Origin of the sequence: Hydrogenophaga sp., assembly GCF_026125825.1 — a bacterium.
Taxonomy (GTDB): domain Bacteria; phylum Pseudomonadota; class Gammaproteobacteria; order Burkholderiales; family Burkholderiaceae_C; genus Hydrogenophaga.
In genome coordinates, this window is the sequence record NZ_JAHCKK010000018.1 from 1 (window position 1) to 17,471 (window position 17,471).

Annotated in this window: 25 protein-coding genes; 22 read left to right on the forward strand and 3 right to left on the reverse strand. The window is 64.7% G+C overall.

Annotated features, from left to right (window positions below):
• The 13 genes from KIT86_RS08745 to hisF form a co-directional block, all read left to right on the forward strand.
• The coding region (locus tag KIT86_RS08745; protein WP_297397457.1) for an ABC transporter substrate-binding protein at positions 1–124 on the forward strand (124 nt) is incomplete at its 5' end.
• Between the two features lie 3 nt (positions 125–127).
• The gene (locus tag KIT86_RS08750) at positions 128–400 is read left to right on the forward strand and encodes an STAS domain-containing protein (protein ID WP_297397330.1); all 273 of its coding nucleotides are present in this window, start codon (positions 128–130) and stop codon (positions 398–400) included.
• Between the two features lie 119 nt (positions 401–519).
• Positions 520–1,458: an ABC transporter ATP-binding protein gene (locus KIT86_RS08755; protein ID WP_297397332.1), complete on the forward strand. Its 939-nt coding sequence runs from the start codon at positions 520–522 to the stop codon at positions 1,456–1,458.
• Positions 1,459–1,519: 61 nt separating this feature from the next.
• Positions 1,520–2,275 carry an ABC transporter permease gene (locus KIT86_RS08760; protein WP_297397334.1) on the forward strand — a complete coding sequence of 252 codons (756 nt, stop codon included), beginning with the start codon at positions 1,520–1,522 and terminating at the stop codon, positions 2,273–2,275.
• Positions 2,276–2,284: 9 nt separating this feature from the next.
• Positions 2,285–2,530 (forward strand): BolA family protein, encoded by a 246-nt coding sequence (locus tag KIT86_RS08765; RefSeq protein WP_297397336.1) that lies wholly within the window; start codon positions 2,285–2,287, stop codon positions 2,528–2,530.
• Positions 2,531–2,537: 7 nt separating this feature from the next.
• Positions 2,538–3,818 carry a UDP-N-acetylglucosamine 1-carboxyvinyltransferase gene (gene murA, locus KIT86_RS08770; protein WP_297397338.1) on the forward strand — a complete coding sequence of 427 codons (1,281 nt, stop codon included), beginning with the start codon at positions 2,538–2,540 and terminating at the stop codon, positions 3,816–3,818.
• Positions 3,815–4,468, forward strand: a complete 654-nt coding sequence (gene hisG, locus KIT86_RS08775) for an ATP phosphoribosyltransferase (protein WP_297397340.1) — start codon at positions 3,815–3,817, stop codon at positions 4,466–4,468. Before murA ends, hisG begins: the two co-directional genes overlap by 4 nt.
• The gene (gene hisD, locus KIT86_RS08780; protein ID WP_297397342.1) at positions 4,465–5,856 is read left to right on the forward strand and encodes a histidinol dehydrogenase; all 1,392 of its coding nucleotides are present in this window, start codon (positions 4,465–4,467) and stop codon (positions 5,854–5,856) included. Before hisG ends, hisD begins: the two co-directional genes overlap by 4 nt.
• Positions 5,853–6,941, forward strand: a complete 1,089-nt coding sequence (gene hisC / locus KIT86_RS08785) for a histidinol-phosphate transaminase (RefSeq protein ID WP_297397344.1) — start codon at positions 5,853–5,855, stop codon at positions 6,939–6,941. The genes hisD and hisC overlap by 4 nt, the downstream gene beginning before the upstream one ends.
• Complete coding sequence (gene hisB, locus KIT86_RS08790) at positions 6,938–7,558, forward strand: imidazoleglycerol-phosphate dehydratase HisB (protein WP_297397346.1); 621 nt, start codon at positions 6,938–6,940, stop codon at positions 7,556–7,558. The genes hisC and hisB overlap by 4 nt, the downstream gene beginning before the upstream one ends.
• A gap of 13 nt (positions 7,559–7,571) precedes the next feature.
• Positions 7,572–8,234: an imidazole glycerol phosphate synthase subunit HisH gene (gene hisH, locus KIT86_RS08795; RefSeq protein ID WP_297397348.1), complete on the forward strand. Its 663-nt coding sequence runs from the start codon at positions 7,572–7,574 to the stop codon at positions 8,232–8,234.
• Between the two features lie 27 nt (positions 8,235–8,261).
• Complete coding sequence (hisA, locus tag KIT86_RS08800; RefSeq protein WP_297397350.1) at positions 8,262–9,002, forward strand: 1-(5-phosphoribosyl)-5-[(5-phosphoribosylamino)methylideneamino]imidazole-4-carboxamide isomerase; 741 nt, start codon at positions 8,262–8,264, stop codon at positions 9,000–9,002.
• Between the two features lie 8 nt (positions 9,003–9,010).
• Positions 9,011–9,790: an imidazole glycerol phosphate synthase subunit HisF gene (gene hisF, locus KIT86_RS08805; protein ID WP_297397352.1), complete on the forward strand. Its 780-nt coding sequence runs from the start codon at positions 9,011–9,013 to the stop codon at positions 9,788–9,790.
• Positions 9,791–9,799: 9 nt separating this feature from the next.
• On the opposite strand, the gene KIT86_RS08810 is transcribed toward hisF, so the two are convergent.
• Positions 9,800–10,297: a LapA family protein gene (locus KIT86_RS08810; protein ID WP_297397354.1), complete on the reverse strand. Its 498-nt coding sequence runs from the start codon at positions 10,295–10,297 to the stop codon at positions 9,800–9,802.
• A gap of 110 nt (positions 10,298–10,407) precedes the next feature.
• Here KIT86_RS08810 and hisI point away from each other — a divergent pair, with 110 nt between their 5' ends.
• The 7 genes from hisI (at position 10,408) to tatC (ending at position 13,708) form a co-directional block, all read left to right on the forward strand.
• Positions 10,408–10,806, forward strand: coding sequence for a phosphoribosyl-AMP cyclohydrolase (gene hisI / locus KIT86_RS08815; RefSeq protein WP_297397459.1), 399 nt, complete (start codon positions 10,408–10,410; stop codon positions 10,804–10,806).
• 6 nt (positions 10,807–10,812) lie between these two features.
• Complete coding sequence (locus KIT86_RS08820; RefSeq protein WP_297397356.1) at positions 10,813–11,193, forward strand: phosphoribosyl-ATP diphosphatase; 381 nt, start codon at positions 10,813–10,815, stop codon at positions 11,191–11,193.
• A 12-nt stretch (positions 11,194–11,205) separates the two neighbouring features.
• Positions 11,206–11,595 (forward strand): hypothetical protein, encoded by a 390-nt coding sequence (locus KIT86_RS08825; RefSeq protein WP_297397358.1) that lies wholly within the window; start codon positions 11,206–11,208, stop codon positions 11,593–11,595.
• A gap of 13 nt (positions 11,596–11,608) precedes the next feature.
• Positions 11,609–11,971, forward strand: coding sequence for a histidine triad nucleotide-binding protein (locus tag KIT86_RS08830; RefSeq protein ID WP_297397360.1), 363 nt, complete (start codon positions 11,609–11,611; stop codon positions 11,969–11,971).
• Between the two features lie 115 nt (positions 11,972–12,086).
• Positions 12,087–12,329 carry a Sec-independent protein translocase subunit TatA gene (tatA, locus tag KIT86_RS08835; protein WP_297397362.1) on the forward strand — a complete coding sequence of 81 codons (243 nt, stop codon included), beginning with the start codon at positions 12,087–12,089 and terminating at the stop codon, positions 12,327–12,329.
• Positions 12,330–12,422: 93 nt separating this feature from the next.
• Positions 12,423–12,908, forward strand: a complete 486-nt coding sequence (tatB, locus tag KIT86_RS08840) for a Sec-independent protein translocase protein TatB (RefSeq protein WP_297397364.1) — start codon at positions 12,423–12,425, stop codon at positions 12,906–12,908.
• Positions 12,908–13,708 carry a twin-arginine translocase subunit TatC gene (tatC, locus tag KIT86_RS08845; protein ID WP_297397366.1) on the forward strand — a complete coding sequence of 267 codons (801 nt, stop codon included), beginning with the start codon at positions 12,908–12,910 and terminating at the stop codon, positions 13,706–13,708. The genes tatB and tatC overlap by 1 nt, the downstream gene beginning before the upstream one ends.
• A 13-nt stretch (positions 13,709–13,721) precedes the next feature.
• Here tatC and KIT86_RS08850 read toward each other — a convergent pair whose 3' ends face one another.
• A complete protein-coding gene (locus KIT86_RS08850; RefSeq protein WP_297397368.1) occupies positions 13,722–14,870 on the reverse strand; it encodes a Do family serine endopeptidase in 1,149 nt (382 codons plus the stop codon).
• Positions 14,871–15,036: 166 nt separating this feature from the next.
• On the opposite strand from KIT86_RS08850, the gene KIT86_RS08855 reads away from it, so the two are divergent.
• Both KIT86_RS08855 and pdxA read left to right on the forward strand, forming a co-directional pair.
• Entirely contained in the window at positions 15,037–15,822 is a 786-nt protein-coding gene (locus KIT86_RS08855; protein WP_297397370.1) for a Nif3-like dinuclear metal center hexameric protein, read from the forward strand.
• Positions 15,823–15,866: 44 nt separating this feature from the next.
• Positions 15,867–16,871: a 4-hydroxythreonine-4-phosphate dehydrogenase PdxA gene (gene pdxA, locus KIT86_RS08860; RefSeq protein ID WP_367185434.1), complete on the forward strand. Its 1,005-nt coding sequence runs from the start codon at positions 15,867–15,869 to the stop codon at positions 16,869–16,871.
• 59 nt (positions 16,872–16,930) lie between these two features.
• Here the strand turns inward: pdxA and mscL are convergent, their stop codons facing one another.
• A complete protein-coding gene (gene mscL / locus KIT86_RS08865; RefSeq protein ID WP_297397374.1) occupies positions 16,931–17,359 on the reverse strand; it encodes a large conductance mechanosensitive channel protein MscL in 429 nt (142 codons plus the stop codon).
• Between the last annotated feature and the right edge of the window lie 112 nt (positions 17,360–17,471).

The window sequence follows — 17,471 nt, forward strand, 5'->3', positions numbered from 1 at the left end:
TGTCTGGCTGGTCGAAACCTACCGCACTCAGTTTGCCCAGGAAATCGGCAGCAAGGGCATCGACGGCCTGATCGCGTCGCTGGCGCAGCGCAACAAGAGCGGTGCGGCCCCCAAGGCCAGCTGACCCATGGCCGCCCTTGAATTGCCCGAGCGGCTGACACTGGCCGAGGCTGACCAGACCCTCGCCCGCCTGGGTGGCGAGTTGGCCGGCCAGTCTGACGCCACGGTGGTGGTCCATGCCGGCTCCCTCCAGGTGTTCGACTCCTCGGCGCTCTCTGTGCTGCTGGAGCTGCGCCGTCGCCTGTTGACCCAGGGCAAGGCCATGCGGGTCAGCGGCTGGCCGCGGCGGCTGGAAGACCTCGCTTCGCTCTACGGCGTGCACGAACTTCTGGCGGCCTGAGCGGCAGCCAAGCGACCCTGCGCCAGCGCGGCGGGAGGGGGGCGCATAAAATACCCGGTTCACCGGCGGGCGCCAGATGTCCTGCCCCGTGGCCGGTGTCCCATGGGTCCCGCCCGCGCATGTCCGCCGTCTCCTTCCAGAACGTTTCCAAGACCTACCCGACCCCTCGCGGCGACCTGCACGCGCTGCAATCGGTGTCCTTTGACATCGAGCCCGGCGAGTTCTTTGGTCTGCTCGGCCCCAATGGCGCGGGCAAGACCACCCTGATCAGCGTGCTCGCGGGCCTGGCGCGCGCCACCTCGGGTCGAGTGCTGGTGCATGGCGCCGACGTGCAGGCCGACTACGCCACCGCCCGCCGTCAGCTCGGCGTGGTGCCTCAGGAGCTGGTGTTCGACCCTTTCTTCAACGTGCGCGAGGCCCTGCGCATCCAGTCCGGCTACTTTGGCATCCGGCGCAACGACGCCTGGATCGATGAGTTGCTCGAAGGCTTGGGGCTGGCGGACAAGGCGTCGGCCAACATGCGCCAGCTCTCGGGCGGCATGAAGCGCCGCGTGTTGATCGCGCAGGCGCTGGTGCACAAACCACCAGTGATCGTGCTCGACGAACCCACCGCCGGTGTGGACGTCGAGTTGCGCCAGACGCTTTGGCAGTTTGTCTCAGACCTCAACAAGCGCCTGGGCAGCACGGTGCTGCTGACCACGCACTATCTGGAAGAGGCCGAGGCCCTGTGCGGCCGCATTGCCATGCTCAAGCAGGGCAGGGTGGTGGCGCTCGAATCCACCTCCGCACTGCTGGCGCGGGCGGCGTCCAATGTGCTGCGCTTCAAGACCGACGCGGCCCTGCCGGTCGACCTCGCTGTGCAAGCCCGTATCACCGGCCGTGTGGTGCAGCTGCCCGCCAATGACGCGCTGGCGGTCGAGCGGATCCTGGCTCGCCTGCGCGAGGTGGGTGTATCGCCCGAGGACATCGAGATCCGCAAGGCCGACCTGGAAGACGTCTTCCTCGATCTAACCGGTGCCCACCCGCGCGCTGCCTCACCCGTAGAGGTGGCGGCATGAGCCGCCGCCGGATCATGCCGAAGAGGGCTCACACCCCGATGCAACGCACGAAAGTTTCCCAATGAACGGCTGGCAGACCCTGTTCTACAAAGAAGTGCTGCGCTTCTGGAAGGTCGGCTTCCAGACCGTTGCCGCGCCCGTCATCACGGCCATCCTCTACCTCATGATTTTCGGCCACGTGCTCGAAGACCGGGTGCAGGTTTACGACTCGGTGAGCTACACCGCCTTCCTGCTGCCCGGGTTGGTGATGATGAGCGTGCTGCAGAACGCCTTTGCCAACAGCTCGTCCTCGCTGATCCAGAGCAAGATCATGGGCAACCTGGTCTTCTTGTTGCTCACGCCCCTGTCGCACCGTGCCTGGTTCGTGGCCTACGTGGGCTCGTCGATCGTGCGCGGCATGGCCGTGGGCCTGGGCGTGATGCTGGTCACCTGGTGGTTCGCGCAGCCCTCGATGGTGGCTCCGCTGTGGATCCTGGCCTTTGGGTTCATGGGCGCGGCGCTGCTGGGCACCCTGGGGTTGATTGCCGGACTCTGGGCTGAGAAATTCGACCAGATGGCGGCGTTTCAGAACTTCATCATCATGCCCATGACCTTCCTCTCGGGCGTGTTCTACTCCATCCATTCCCTGCCGGCTTTCTGGCAGCGCGTGAGCCACCTCAACCCGTTTTTCTACATGATCGACGGCTTTCGCTATGGCTTCTTCGGGGTGAGCGACGTCTCGCCCTGGATCAGCCTGGCCCTGGTGGGCAGCGCGCTGGCCGTGGTGAGCGCGATCGCGCTGCACCTGCTCAAGACCGGCTACAAGATCCGGCACTGACCAAACCCCATGACCGCTGAAGAACTGCAATCCCTCATCGCCGCCGGCCTGCCCTGCGAGCACCTCGAAGTCAGTGGGGACGGCCGCCATTGGGCGGCGGTCATCGTCTCGCCGGCCTTCGAGGGCCAGCGGCTGATCAAGCGCCACCAGGCCGTCTACGGCACGCTGGGCGCGCGCATCCAGACCGACGAGGTGCATGCCTTGTCAATGAAGACATTCACGCCCGCCGAGTGGGCCGCCCAACCTCGTCACTGACACGCCCATGGACAAACTGCGAATTAACGGTGGCCGCACCCTGCAGGGTGAAGTGACCATCTCCGGCGCCAAGAACGCCGCGCTGCCCGAACTGTGCGCCGCGCTGCTCACCCCTGAACCGGTGACGCTGAACAACCTGCCTCGCCTGCAGGACGTGGTCACCATGCGCAAGCTGCTCGACAACATGGGGGTGCAAACACAGACGCGGGAAGACCGCAGCGGCATCACCCTGCGGGCGGCCGAGCCGATCAAGGCCGAGGCACCTTACGAGCTGGTCAAGACCATGCGGGCTTCGGTGCTGGTGCTCGGACCGCTGCTGGCGCGCTTTGGCCACGCCCGTGTGTCGCTGCCGGGTGGCTGCGCGATCGGTTCGCGTCCAGTGGACCAGCACATCAAAGGCATGCAGGCCATGGGCGCGGAGATCGTGGTTGAGCATGGCTACATGGTCGCCAAGTTGCCTGCGGGCAAGACCCGCCTGCACGGCGCCCGAATCACCACCGACATGGTGACGGTCACGGGCACCGAGAACTTCCTCATGGCCGCCGCGCTGGCCCAGGGCGAGACGTTGCTAGAAAACGCGGCGCAGGAGCCGGAGATTGGCGATCTGGCGGAAATGCTGATCGCGATGGGCGCAAAGATCGAAGGCCACGGCACCAGCCGCATTCATGTGCAAGGTGTGGACCTCCTGAAGGGCTGCACGCATCAAGTGGTGGCCGACCGCATCGAGACCGGTACCTTCCTGTGCGCCGTGGCCGCCGCGGGGGGCGATGTGGTGCTGCGCCACGGCCGCGCTGACCACCTCGATGCCGTGATCGACAAGCTGCACGAGGCCGGCGCCCAGATCGAGGCAGGTAATGACGCGCGCGGCGACTTCATTCGAGTGCGTGCCTCGGGTCGCCTCAAATCGCAGAGCTTCCGAACCACCGAGTACCCGGGCTTTCCGACCGACATGCAAGCCCAGTTCATGACGCTGAACTGCATTGCTGAAGGCACGAGCAAGGTCACCGAGACCATCTTCGAAAACCGATTCATGCACGTCAATGAGCTGGTGCGGCTCGGCGCCCGCATCCAGACGGACGGCAAGGTGGCGCTCATCGAGGGCATTCCTCGCTTGTCGGGTGCCACCGTGATGGCCACCGATCTGCGCGCCTCGGCCAGCCTGGTGATCGCCGGCCTGGTGGCCGATGGTGAAACCATTGTCGACCGCATCTACCATCTGGACCGGGGCTACGACCAGATGGAAGCCAAGCTGCGCGCCATCGGCGCAGACATCGAACGCATCAAATGATCACTCTCGCCCTCTCCAAAGGCCGCATCTTCGACGAGACCCTGCCGCTGCTCAAAGCCGCCGGCATCGAGGTGCTGGAAGACCCCGAGAAATCGCGCAAGCTCATCCTGCCGACCAGCAACCCTGAGGTTCGTGTCGTGCTGGTGCGCGCCACCGACGTGCCGACATACGTGGAGTATGGCGGCGCCGATATCGGTGTGACCGGCAAGGACACCTTGATCGAACACGGTGGCCAGGGCTTGTACCAGCCGCTGGATCTTCACATTTCGCGCTGCCGCGTGAGCGTGGCCGTGCGTGCCGACTTCGACTACGCCTCGGCCGTGCGCCAGGGTTCGCGCCTGAAGGTCGCCACCAAATACACCGCCATCGCGCGCGAGTTCTTCGCGGGCAAGGGCGTACACGTGGATCTCATCAAACTCTACGGCAGCATGGAGCTGGCACCGCTGACCGGCCTGGCCGACGCCATCGTCGATCTGGTGTCCACAGGCAACACGCTCAAGGCCAACCACTTGGTCGAGGTGGAGCGCATCATGGACATCAGCGCGCGACTGGTCGTCAATCAGGCCTCGCTCAAACTCAAGCAGACGGCCATCCGCCCCATCATCGACGCCTTCGCGCAAGCCATCGAAAAGGACCCTGTTTCCTCATGAGCCTCTTTGCCCGCCCAGTCCGTCTGTCCACCACCGCCGCGGATTTCGAGGCGCAGTTCGCGGCCCGCCTCCATTGGTCGGCGGAGACCGACGGGGCGATCGAGCAGCGCGTGGCCGACATCCTGGCCGATGTGCGTGAGCGCGGTGATGCGGCGGTGCTGGAATACACGGCGCGTTTCGACGGCCTCACGGCGAACGGCGTGGCCGATCTGGAGCTGACGCAGGCCGACTTCAAGGCCGCGTTCGATGGCCTGCCCGCAGCCCAGCGCGAAGCCCTGCAAGCCGCCACGCGCCGCGTTCGAAGCTACCACGAAGCCCAGAAGAAGGCTGGTGGCGAAAGCTGGAGCTTCCGGGACGAGGACGGGACGCTGCTGGGCCAGAAGGTCACGCCGCTGGACCGCGTGGGCATCTACGTGCCAGGTGGCAAGGCGGCCTACCCGTCCAGCCTGATCATGAACGCCGTCCCCGCGCACGTGGCCGGGGTCCAGGAAATCATCATGGTGGTGCCTACGCCTGTGCGCGGCAGTGTGGCCACCGGCGGTAGCGGTGAGGGGACCTCGGCGCGCGGCGAGCGCAACGATCTGGTGCTCGCCGCAGCGCACGTGGCAGGCGTCACCCGTGCCTTTACCATCGGCGGCGCGCAGGCTGTGGCCGCGCTGGCCTACGGCACCGCCACCGTGCCCAAGGTCGACAAGATCACCGGCCCAGGCAACGCCTACGTGGCCAGCGCCAAGAAGCGCGTCTTCGGGACCGTGGGCATCGACATGATCGCTGGTCCGAGCGAAATCCTCGTGCTGGCCGATGGAAGCACACCGGCGCAGTGGGTGGCGATGGACCTCTTCAGCCAAGCCGAGCATGATGAGTTGGCCCAGAGCATTTTGCTGTGCCCCGACGCCGCCTACCTTGACGCGGTGCAGAGGGAGATGGATCGCCTCCTGCCCGACATGCCGCGTGCGGCCATCATCGCCAAGAGCCTGAGCGGCCGGGGGGCGCTGATCCACACCCGTCATATGGAAGAGGCTTGCGCGATCAGCAACCGGATCGCGCCCGAGCACCTGGAGGTGTCCAGCAACGAGCCGCACCGCTGGGAGCCTCTGTTGAGGCATGCCGGGGCTATCTTCCTGGGGGCCTATACCAGCGAAAGCCTGGGCGACTACTGCGCCGGGCCCAACCACGTGCTGCCCACCAGCGGCACCGCTCGTTTTTCCTCGCCCCTGGGCGTTTACGACTTCCAGAAACGCAGCAGCCTGATCGAGGTGAGTCAGGCCGGTGCGCAGCGCCTGGGTGCCATCGCGGCCGAAATGGCCTACGGCGAGGGCCTGCAGGCGCATGCGCGTGCCGCCGAAATGCGGCTCGAGAATGTGCCACCGATGCGGGGCGCCCGATGAACCCCAATCCTTTGAAGACGATCCGCCAGGACGTGCAGTCCATGCACGCCTATGCCGTCCAGGACTCGACGGGCATGGTCAAGCTGGATGCGATGGAGAACCCCTTCGCCCTGCCGCCCGCCTTGCAGGCGGAGCTGGGTGCTCGCCTGGGCTCGGTTGCCATCAACCGCTATCCCGGTGCCCGCATCGACGATCTCAAGCGCGCGCTGGCCCATTATGTGGACTTGCCCGCAGGCTGCGACCTGATGCTGGGCAACGGCTCTGACGAGCTCATCTCGCTGCTGGCCATGGGTTGTGACCTGCCGGGCGCCTCCATTCTGGCGCCCCTGCCAGGTTTTGTCATGTACGCCATGAGCGCCCAGCTGCAAGGGCTGAACTTCGTTGGCGTGCCGCTCACTTCCGAATTCGAACTGGACGAGCCGGCCATGCTGACCGCGATGCGAGAGCACAAGCCGGCCATCACCTACATCGCCTACCCCAACAACCCCACCGCCAACCTGTGGAACGCCGATACCATTCGCCGCCTGATTGCCGAGGCGGCCGATTTCGGCGGCCTGGTGGTGATGGACGAAGCCTACCAGCCGTTTTCCAGCCAAAGCTGGCTGAACGAGATCCGGTCGCAGCCGGCTGCCCATGCGCATGTTCTGCTGATGCGCACCCTCTCTAAATTTGGCCTGGCCGGGGTGCGCATCGGATACATGGTGGGTGCTCAGGCGCTGGTGCACGAGGTCGACAAACTGCGGCCGCCTTACAACGTGAGCGTGCTCAATGCCGAGTGCGCGCTGTTTGCGCTGGAACATGCCGAGGTATTCGCCAGCCAGGCCGCGCAAATCCGCGAACAGCGCACCTTGCTGATCGATGCGCTCAGGGCCATGCCGGGCGTCACGCCTTTTCCCAGCGAGGCCAATATGGTCCTGGTGCGTGTGCCCGATGCGCAACGCTGCTTCGATGGGCTCAAGGCCCAGGGCATTCTGGTGAAGAATGTTTCTAGAATGCATCCTTTGCTGACCCATTGTCTGCGCCTGACGGTGGGTACACCGTCGGAAAACGCCCAGTTGCTCCGAGCCCTCCAGACCGCCCTATGACCCAGACGCCTCCCGCCCCCGCCGTGTCCGACCGCGTGGCCCAAGTGCAACGCAATACTTCGGAGACGCAGATCGGCGTGCGCATCAACCTCGACGGCACGGGACAGGCCAGCCTGTCCACCGGCATCGGATTCTTTGATCACATGCTGGACCAGATCGCCCGTCACGGGCTGATCGACCTCGATATCCAGGCCAAAGGCGATCTGCACATTGACGGACACCACACGGTGGAAGACGTCGGCATCACGCTGGGCCAGGCCTTCGCGCAAGCCGTGGGTGACAAAAAGGGCATCCGTCGCTACGGCCATGCCTACGTGCCATTGGACGAAGCGCTGTCGCGTGTCGTGATCGACTTCTCGGGCCGCCCGGGCCTGCACATGCGCGTGCCGTTCAAGAGCGGCATGGTCGGCGCCTTTGACACCCAGCTCGCCTTTGAGTTTTTCCAGGGCTTCGTCAACCACGCCGGCGTGACCCTGCACATCGACAACCTGCATGGCGAAAACGCACACCATCAGGCCGAGACGGTGTTCAAGGCGTTCGCTCGTGCGCTGCGCATGGCCCTGGAGCGCGACCCGCGCATGGGCGACGTGATTCCTTCGACCAAAGGCTCGCTCTGAGTCCTTCACCCCGATGAAACGCAAGACGGTCGCCGTGGTGGACTACGGCAGCGGGAACCTGCGCTCGGTATCGCAGGCGGTGCAACACGTGGCGCGTGCGCGCGACGTGGAGGTGTGCGTGACGTCCCACGCCCAGGAGGTGCTGGATGCCGATCGTGTGGTGCTGCCCGGCCAGGGCCACATGGGCGACTGCATGCGCGAACTGGCGGCGTCCGGCCTGCTGGATGCCGTGCTGCACGCTGCCGCCCACAAGCCCTTGTTTGGCGTCTGCGTGGGCATGCAGATGCTGCTGGACCGCAGCGAGGAGGGGCCGACCGACGGCCTGGGTCTGATCCCTGGCGAGGTCGTTCGTTTCCAGCTCGAAGGTCGTTTGCAGGCCGACGGCAGCCGCTTCAAGGTGCCTCAGATGGGGTGGAACCGGGTATTTCACGAATTGGGGCGTGGCCCATCCCATCCCCTCTGGTCGGGCATCGCGGAGGGGGCCTACTTTTATTTCGTGCACAGCTTTTATGCCCGCCCCGCCCAGGCGGTGCACTGCGTGGGCGAAGCGGACTATGGTGGGCGCTTTGCTGCGGCCATTGCCCGCGATAATATTTTCGCCACCCAGTTTCACCCGGAAAAAAGCGCCGATCAGGGGCTGGCGCTCTACCGCAATTTCCTGTCCTGGAATCCCTGAGTCCATCCGCCCTTCACCCACACCATCATGCTGCTGATTCCTGCCATTGATCTGAAAGACGGCCAGTGCGTTCGCCTCAAACAAGGTGACATGGACCAATCCACGGTGTTCGGCGAAGACCCGGCGGCCATCGCGCGCAGCTGGGTCGATAAAGGGGCGCGACGCGTGCACTTGGTGGACCTCAACGGCGCCTTTGCTGGAAAACCCAAGAACGAACAGGCGATTCGCGCGATCCTCAAGGAAGTGGGCGCCGAGGTGGACGTTCAACTGGGGGGTGGTATCCGCGATCTCGACACCATCGAACGCTACCTGGACGCAGGCCTGCGCTACGTGATCATCGGGACGGCGGCGGTGAAGAACCCGGGTTTCCTGCAGGATGCGTGCACCGCTTTCGGCGGCCACATCATCGTCGGCCTGGACGCCAAGGACGGCAAGGTCGCCACCGATGGCTGGAGCAAGCTGACCGGCCACGAGGTGGTGGACTTGGGCAAAAAATTCGAGGACTACGGCGTCGAAGGCATCATCTATACCGACATTGGTCGCGACGGCATGCTCTCGGGCATCAACATCGAGGCGACCGTCAAGCTGGCGCAGGCGCTGTCCATTCCCGTGATCGCATCGGGGGGGCTGTCCAACCTGGACGACATCCGCGCCCTGTGCGCGGTCGAAGACGAAGGCGTCGAAGGGGTGATCTGTGGCCGATCAATCTACAGCGGCGACCTCGATTTCGAGGCCGCGCAGCAGCTGGCCGACGACCTGAACGGATAACGCAGCCTATGCTCGCCAAGCGCATCATTCCTTGCCTGGACGTTACCGGGGGTCGTGTCGTCAAGGGCGTCAACTTCGTGGAATTGCGCGATGCGGGTGACCCGGTAGAGATCGCCGCCCGCTACAACGAGCAGGGCGCCGACGAACTCACCTTCCTCGACATCACCGCCACCTCGGATGGCCGCGATCTGATCCTGCACATCATCGAAGCGGTTGCATCGCAGGTCTTCATTCCTCTCACGGTAGGTGGAGGCGTGCGCACCGTGGAAGACGTTCGCCGCCTGCTCAATGCCGGCGCCGACAAAACCAGCTTCAACTCCGCAGCGATCGCCAACCCTCAGGTGATCCGAGAAGCCTCTGACAAATATGGTGCGCAGTGCATCGTGGTCGCGATCGACGCCAAGCGCCGCCAGGGCGACGATCTGGCCCAGCGTGGCGAAGGCTGGGACGTTTACAGCCACGGTGGGCGCAAAAACACAGGCCTGGACGCGGTGGCCTGGGCATCGCAGATGGCCGACTTCGGCGCTGGCGAGATCCTGCTTACCAGCATGGACCGCGACGGCACCAAGTCCGGCTTCGATCTGGCCCTGACGCGGGCGGTTGCGGACGCCGTGAGCGTGCCGGTGATCGCCTCGGGCGGGGTGGGCAACCTCGACCACCTGGCCGACGGCGTGCAACAAGGTGGAGCCGACGCCGTGCTCGCCGCCAGCATCTTCCACTACGGGGAATTCACCGTGGCTCAGGCCAAGGCGCGCATGGCCGAACGTGGCATCCCGGTCCGGCTCTGAGCCGCCTTTTCAGAGGTGTTCGCCGCTGCGAGGCGGAAAATGCCGCTCCAGCCGGTCTTCCAGCTCGCCCACGCTCGCGCTCAGACCATTGCCCGTTTGTTCGATCACCTGTGTCAAGGCCGACTGAACCTGGTCCAGTTTTGCGTGCACCTTTTCCGACAGCGCCTGCTCGCGCGCCGTGGTGGCTTGTAGCTCGGTCTGGAGGTACTGCCGCAGTTCGGTGAAGCGCGAAGCTTCGGCCTTGTCGGCCAGCAGGCGCTGGTCGGCGGCCTCCCGGGTGATGCGGCGCACCTCCATCAGGTGCAGCGTCTGGTAGTACACCAGCGCCGCCAGAAACACCACGAGCACCAGGGCCAGCATGCCCAGCAGCACCAGTCCCATGGGCGCCTGCACCTGGGTGAAGCCGAAATTCAGCGCGGTGGGTTGCAGGATCTGCTCGAAGTTCAGGGCCACAAAGCCCGCAATGAACAGGATGAAGAGGACCAGGAGCAGGGTGCGGAGTTTCATGGTGTTCCTTGTCATGGAGGAGGGGCGGGGCGAAGTGCCCCGGACCAGTGTCTGGACCATCCTAACGGCATTCCGGCTGCCAGGGGCGTCGTGGCCGGGCCCCATGGTAGATTCCTGCCATGAATTGGCTTGATGAAGTGAAGTGGGACGCGCAAGGCCTGGTGCCTGTGATCGCGCAGGAAGCCGCCTCGGGCGACGTGTTGATGTTCGCCTGGATGAACCGCGACGCCTTGCAGAAGACCGCGGAGTTGGGCCGCGCCGTCTACTACAGCCGTTCGCGCGAACGGCTGTGGTTCAAAGGGGAGGAGTCGGGTCACGTGCAGACCGTGCACGACATCCGCCTGGACTGCGACAACGATGTGGTGCTGCTCAAGGTCACGCAGCTGGGGCACGAACCCGGGATCGCCTGCCACACCGGCCGCCATAGCTGCTTCTTCCAGCGCTTTGAGGCTGGCCAGTGGCAAGCCGTCGAGCCTGTGCTCAAAGACCCCGAATCGATCTACAAGTAAACCGACATGTCCACCACCGATGACTTGGCGCGCCTGGCCGCCGTGATCGAAAGCCGCAAGCCGGCCAACGGGGGCGACCCCGAAAAAAGCTACGTCGCCCGCCTGTTGCACAAGGGGCCCGATACCTTCCTGAAGAAGATCGGCGAAGAAGCCACCGAGACGGTGATGGCGGCCAAGGACGCTGACCATGGCGGCGACCCCCAGAAGCTGGTCAATGAAATTGCCGATCTCTGGTTCCACTGCATGATCGCGCTGGCGCACTACAAACTGGGCCCTGCCGACGTGGTGGCTGAGCTGGTGCGCCGCGAAGGCTTGAGCGGCCTGGAGGAAAAGGCGATGCGCAAGGTGCTGCAGCGAGAAGCTGCGGACGGTCCGGAAGCTGGTTGAAAGGAGCCTGTGATGAGCGACATCCTGGACGTCAAAGCGGTGGACAGTGAGAAGGCCCAGTCTCTCAAGACCGTGGGCTGGGTCAGCTACCTTTTGCACCTGATCGTGGCCGTGGCGGCGGTGTTGCCCGGTGCACAGGCCAGTCCGGTGCTGCTCATCATCGCCTTGATCATCGACCTCGTGAAAAAGGGCGATGCCGAGGGCACTTGGCAGGCAACACATTTCGCCTGGCGCATCCGCACCGTGATCTGGGCCGCCGTGCTCTACCTCGCGACCCTGCCGCTGTGGCTGTTGTTCCTGGCGCCCGGCTGGATCGCATGGTGCCTTATCTCCATCTGGTTCCTCTACCGCATCGTCAAGGGCATGGTGCGCATGAATGCCAGCCAGGCCATGCCCGACTAACACCCCCGATCTCATGAGCGCTCACGACCCGAACTGCATCTTCTGCAAGATCATTGCCGGCCAGATTCCCTCGAAAAAGGTCTATGAAGACGAGGACATCTACGTCTTTCACGACATTCACCCGTGGGCACCGGTGCATTTTCTGATGGTGCCGAAGGCGCACATCCTCTCCATGGCTCAACTGGGCCCAGAGCACGAGCGGCTGATGGGCCGCATGATGACGCTGGCCCCTCGCCTGGCGCTGGAGCAAGGATGCAATCCATACCCCGAAGGTGGATTTCGCATCGTGTGCAACAACGGAGCCGAAGGCGGCCAGGAGGTGCACCACCTTCACGTGCATGTCATGGGGGGACCTCGACCCTGGTTGCGTGGATAAGTGCCGTCCGGCGGGCGCAGGTATTGCATGGCCAGAGCGGCTGAACTCCCCCCGGGGCTTAGAATCCCACGCATAGCGGTTCTCGCTTCCCTATTTCCCCTATCTGGAGTAACTCATGGGTTCGTTTTCCATCTGGCACTGGTTGATCGTGCTGCTGATCGTGGTGATGGTGTTCGGCACCAAGAAGCTCAAGAACATCGGTTCTGATCTCGGCGGTGCGGTCAAGGGCTTCAAGGACGGCATCAAGGAAGGCGGCCAGACGCCCGCTGACAGCGCGGCTGCACCAGCCGGGCAGGTGTCGCAGGACACCCGCACCGACAAAAACACGATCGACGTCGAAGCCAAGCACAAAAGCTGATGCTCCAGCTGCCCACAATGGGTCTGAACACCCTGGGCAGCACCCTTGCCGGGCGGACCACCCGCCCCACCTTGCCCGCAGGATGGCTGAAACATGATTGATCTGGGCATCTCCAAGCTCGCCCTCATCGGGGCGGTGGCGTTGATCGTCATCGGCCCCGAGAAGCTGCCTCGCGTCGCCCGCACCGTGGGTGCCTTGCTGGGCAAGGCGCAGCGCTACGTGTCAGACGTCAAGGCCGAGGTCAGCCGCTCCATGGAGCTTGAAGAACTGAAGAAGATGAAGGACTCGGTGACCGAGGCGGCGCGCGATGTGGAAGCCTCGGTGCAGAGCGGTGCCAGCGATTTTGAGAAATCGTGGTCGGAGGCGACTTCGGGTCTGGATGGCACGTCCACGAGCTACGGTGCCAACAGTGCCTTCGACACGCCACCCGTTTACAAACACCCCAAGAAAAACTGGCGCCTGAAGCAAAAGGCGATGCCCCAGTGGTTCAAGGCCCGCACCGGCGTGCGCACCCGCACCCAGTCGGGTGCGGCCCGCGTGGCCCGCTTCCGGCCTCGCTCCTCTTCCGCTCCCCGTTGATGTCCGATCCCAAAGATTCCACCGACGAGCTCGCCGGTTCCGAGCAGCCGTTTGTCCAGCACCTGATGGAGCTGCGCGACCGGCTCCTGTACGGCATCATCGGTTTGGCCATCTGCATGGCCTTGCTGGCCGTCTGGCCAGGCCCGAGTGGTCTGATCGACCTGATCGCCGTGCCGATTCGTGCGCACATGCCACCCGACGCCAAATTGATCGCCGTGGGGGTGTTCTCGCCCTTCTTCGTACCGATCAAGGTGCTGGCCATGGCAGCGCTGCTGCTTTCCCTGCCCTGGTGGATGTACCAGGTGTGGGCCTTCGTGGCGCCAGGCCTCTACAGCCACGAGAAGCGGTTCGCCGTGCCCCTCATCGTGCTGGGCAGCTTCCTGGCCTACATCGGCATCGCGTTTGTGCAGTTTTTCGTGCTGGACAAGATGTTCGGCTTCATTCAGAAGTTCACGCCCGCGAGTGTGGCCGCCACGCCCGACATTGCTTCTTACGTGGAGGCGATTCTGTCGCTGTACCTCGCCTTTGGCCTGGCGTTCCAAGTCCCGATCGTGGTGGTTCTGCTGGTCAAGATGAACATGGTGACGGTGCAGAAGCTCAAGGAGTTCCGAGGCTACTTCATCGTCGTGGCCTTCGTCATTGCGGCGGTGGTCACGCCGCCTGACGTGATCTCCCAGCTGGCGCTGGCTGTGCCCATGTGCCTGCTCTATGAGTTGGGCATCTGGGGGGCGCAGTGGTTCATCAAGGCGTCGGCCAAGACCGACGAGGAAGCCAAAGAAGAAGAAAAGCCAGCGGCTTGAACGATCCCGCGCTTCAGCGTGGGGTGGCCTGCTGGCGCGGCAGATTGCGCCGTCCTGGCGTGACCTCGATCTTTGTCTTGCCTTCGCGCCGGACCACGTCGAGCGAGGCAGGCGTGCCCGGCGATAGGTTGGCCACTGCCGACAGCAGTTGCGCGACATTGTTGACCGGGCGCCCGGCCACGGCGGTGATCACATCACCCGGGCGGATGCCGGCCTGGGCGGCAGGCCCATTCTGCAGAACACCGCTGATGATGACGCCCGTGCCGGGCTGCATGCCGAAGTTCTCGGCGAGTTCGGGGCTCAGGTCCTGTGGCTCCACGCCGATCCAGCCGCGTGTGACCTGCCCGTCCTTCACGATGGCTTCCATCACGCTGCGGGCGGTGGAGGTGGGGATGGCGAAACCGATGCCCATCGATCCGCCAGAGCGCGAGTAGATGGCGGTGTTGATGCCCATGAGTTGGCCGCTCACGTCCACCAGCGCACCACCCGAATTGCCCGGGTTGATGGCGGCATCGGTCTGAATAAAGTTTTCGAAGGTGTTGATGCCGAGCTGGGTGCGACCCAGCGCGCTCACGATGCCGCTGGTGACGGTCTGCCCCACGCCAAACGGGTTGCCGATGGCCAGCACCTGGTCGCCTATCTCCAGCGCGTCGGAGTTGCCCAGCGTGATCACAGGCAGATCGGTCAGATTGATCTTGAGGATCGCCAGATCGGTTTCGGGGTCGGTGCCGATGACCTGGGCCACGGACTTGCGGCCGTCGTTGAGGATGACCTCGATCTCATCGGCCTCCTCGATGACGTGGTTGTTGGTCAGCACATAGCCGGCGGGGCTGACAATCACCCCCGACCCCAGACCGCTCTGTTGTTGCGATGGAGCCTGGTCGCCAAAGAAGAAGCGGAACCATGGGTCGGCACTTTGCGGGTTGTTGGCAGGAGCTTTGCTGGTGTTGATGCTCACCACGGCCGGGGAAGCGGTGCGAGCGGCGGTGCGAAAATTCGCACTGCCCTCGACCGTCGCCACCGGCGTGCCAGACGGTGCCTCGAACACCGGCACCACGGCAGTCTGGCGGCCCAGCCATTGGGGCTGCAAGGTTCCCACCACGAACAACGCCGCCACAAGAACGGTAACGGTTTGGGCGAACAGGAGCCAGAGACGTTTCATGAGCATGTCAGACGGGTTGAAGGGCGCGCGACCTGGGCCGCATCCGTCGTTATTGTCCCGCATATGGGCGCGAGCGGCGACGGCTTCAAGTGGGAGGGCGACCCGGTCAGCGAGAGGTGCGGGGTGTCAAAATGGAGAGCTACGCCCTTCTACATGCTGACAGCCCATGCCTCATCCGCGCACCGATTGCCCTGCGGTTTCCCGTGCCGCCCTGACCGAAGCGCTGGACACGCTGCTGCAGCCGTCCCAATTCAAGGACTATGGGCCCAACGGCCTGCAAGTGGAGGGCCGGGCGGAGGTGCGCAAGCTGGTGAGTGGCGTGACGGCCAGCCGCGCGCTGATCGAGGCAGCCATTGCCGAAGGTGCAGATGCCATCCTTGTGCATCATGGCCTGTTCTGGCGCGGCCAGGACGGACGCGTGACTGGCTGGATGAAGCAGCGGCTGGCGTTGCTGCTGGCGCACGATATCAACCTCCTTGCCTACCACCTTCCGCTGGATGCGCACCCCGAACTGGGCAACAACGCGCAACTCGCACGCCAGTTGGGCGTGGCTGTGTACGCCGATGCGCGCGGCCGCTTTGGCGAGCAGGCCCTGGGCTTCATGGGTGAGCGCCGCAGCGATTCGGCCGCCACCCTGGCCGATCACGTGTCTCGTTGCCTGGGGCGCCCGGTGACATTGGTGGCCGAGCCCGATCGTCCGGTGCGCCATGTGGCGCTGTGCACGGGTGGGGCGCAGGGCTACTTCGAGGCGGCCATCGCTGCTGGGGCGGACGTGTTCATCACCGGCGAGATTTCCGAGCCGCAGGCCCATTACGCCCGTGAGTGCGGTGTTGCCTACATCGCCTGCGGGCACCATGCTTCCGAGCGGTATGGGGCGCCCGCCGTCGGTGCTCATGTGGCCACTCAGTTGGGGCTCGCCCACGTGTTCATCGACATCGACAACCCTGCCTGAGGCGCCACATGCAGCCTTTCACACGTCCTCCGCTGGTCCTCAGCATGGGTGATCCCGCAGGGATCGGGCCCGAGATCATTGCCAAGGCCTTCCGCGAGCGGCCAGCGCTGCAGGGGCAGGTGGTGGTGGCTGGCGATGTGGGAACGATGCACCAGGCTTTGCGCGTCACTGCTGCGGAGCCCGACTCGGCCTGCCATCCCCTGATGCTGGCAGAGGTGGGGGCTTTGTCGGACTTGGACGCCGTGCCTCCCGGTTGCATGGCGGTGGCTCAGGCCTGTTCGCTGCCCCGACCGGTGATCCCAGGGCAAGTGAGCGCCGAGGCCGGGCTGGCCGCAGCTGACTGCATCCGCTGGGCCGCGCAGGCGGCCTTGTCGGGTCAGGCCCGCGCCCTGGTGACCGCGCCCATCCACAAGGAAGCGCTGTCGGCGGCGGGTGTTGACCATCCCGGCCACACCGAGATGCTGCAGGCGCTCGCGGCCGCCCATGCCGGTCTGCCAGTCTCGGCCCTGCCTGTGCGCATGATGCTCAGCTGCCCCGGGCTCAGCACCGTGCTGGTGAGCATCCACGTCTCCTTGCAGCACGCGCTCAAGGCCGTGACCCTCGACCAGGTGCTGCAGACCATCCGCATCACCGACGCGCATTTCCGTCGTGCTGGACTGGCCGCGCCGCGCATCGCCGTGGCCGGGCTGAACCCGCATGCGGGAGAGGGCGGGCTGTTCGGCCGCGAAGAGATCGAGACCATCGCACCCGCGGTGGCGCAGGCGCAGCGGGAAGGTGTGCAGACCAGCGGGCCCTATGCACCTGACACGGTGTTCATGCGCGCCCGCCAGGGAGCGTTTGACGTCGTGGTGGCGATGTACCACGACCAGGGACTCATTCCCGTCAAGCTGATGGGGCTGGAACATGGCGTCAACACCACGCTGGGCCTGCCTTTCGTGCGCACCAGCCCTGATCACGGCACGGCGTTCGATATCGCGGGTACCGGCCGCGCCAGCGCCACGAGTCTCTTGGCGGCCATCGATGCCGCCCTGGCCGCGTCGGGCGGCTAGGGCATGAAAAACGCCGCAGCCCTGTTAAGGGGTGCGGCGTGTCTGCAGGCGCCTGGGGGCTACTTGCGCAGGCTGTCGCGGATCTCGCGCAGCAACGCAATGTCCTCAGGCGTTGCAGGCGGCTCGGCCGGGGCCGCAGGCGCTTCTCGCTTGAGGCGGTTGATCTGCTTGACCATGATGAAGATGATGAACGCCATGATGGTGAAGTTCAACGCCACCGTGATGAAGTTGCCGTAAGCCAGGGTCGGCACGCCTGCCGCCTTGAGGCCGGCCAGCGTGGCAGGTGTGCCTTCGGGGACTCTGCCGAGCGCCAGGTACAGGTTGGTGAAATCCAGGCTGCCGAAAATGGCGCCCACGATGGGCATGATCACGTCGTCGACCATGGAGGTGACAATCTTGCCGAAGGCCCCGCCAATGATCACGCCCACGGCGAGATCGATCACGTTGCCCTTGACGGCAAATTCCTTGAACTCTTGCAACATGCCCATGAGGTCCTCCAGTTGGCGAGTGATTGAATTGGATGGCTGAAAGTCGAGAGGCATTCTCACACAGTCGTCCCTCGAGGCCGCCTGCATCGGGTGCTCTGGGGCAAATAGCCAA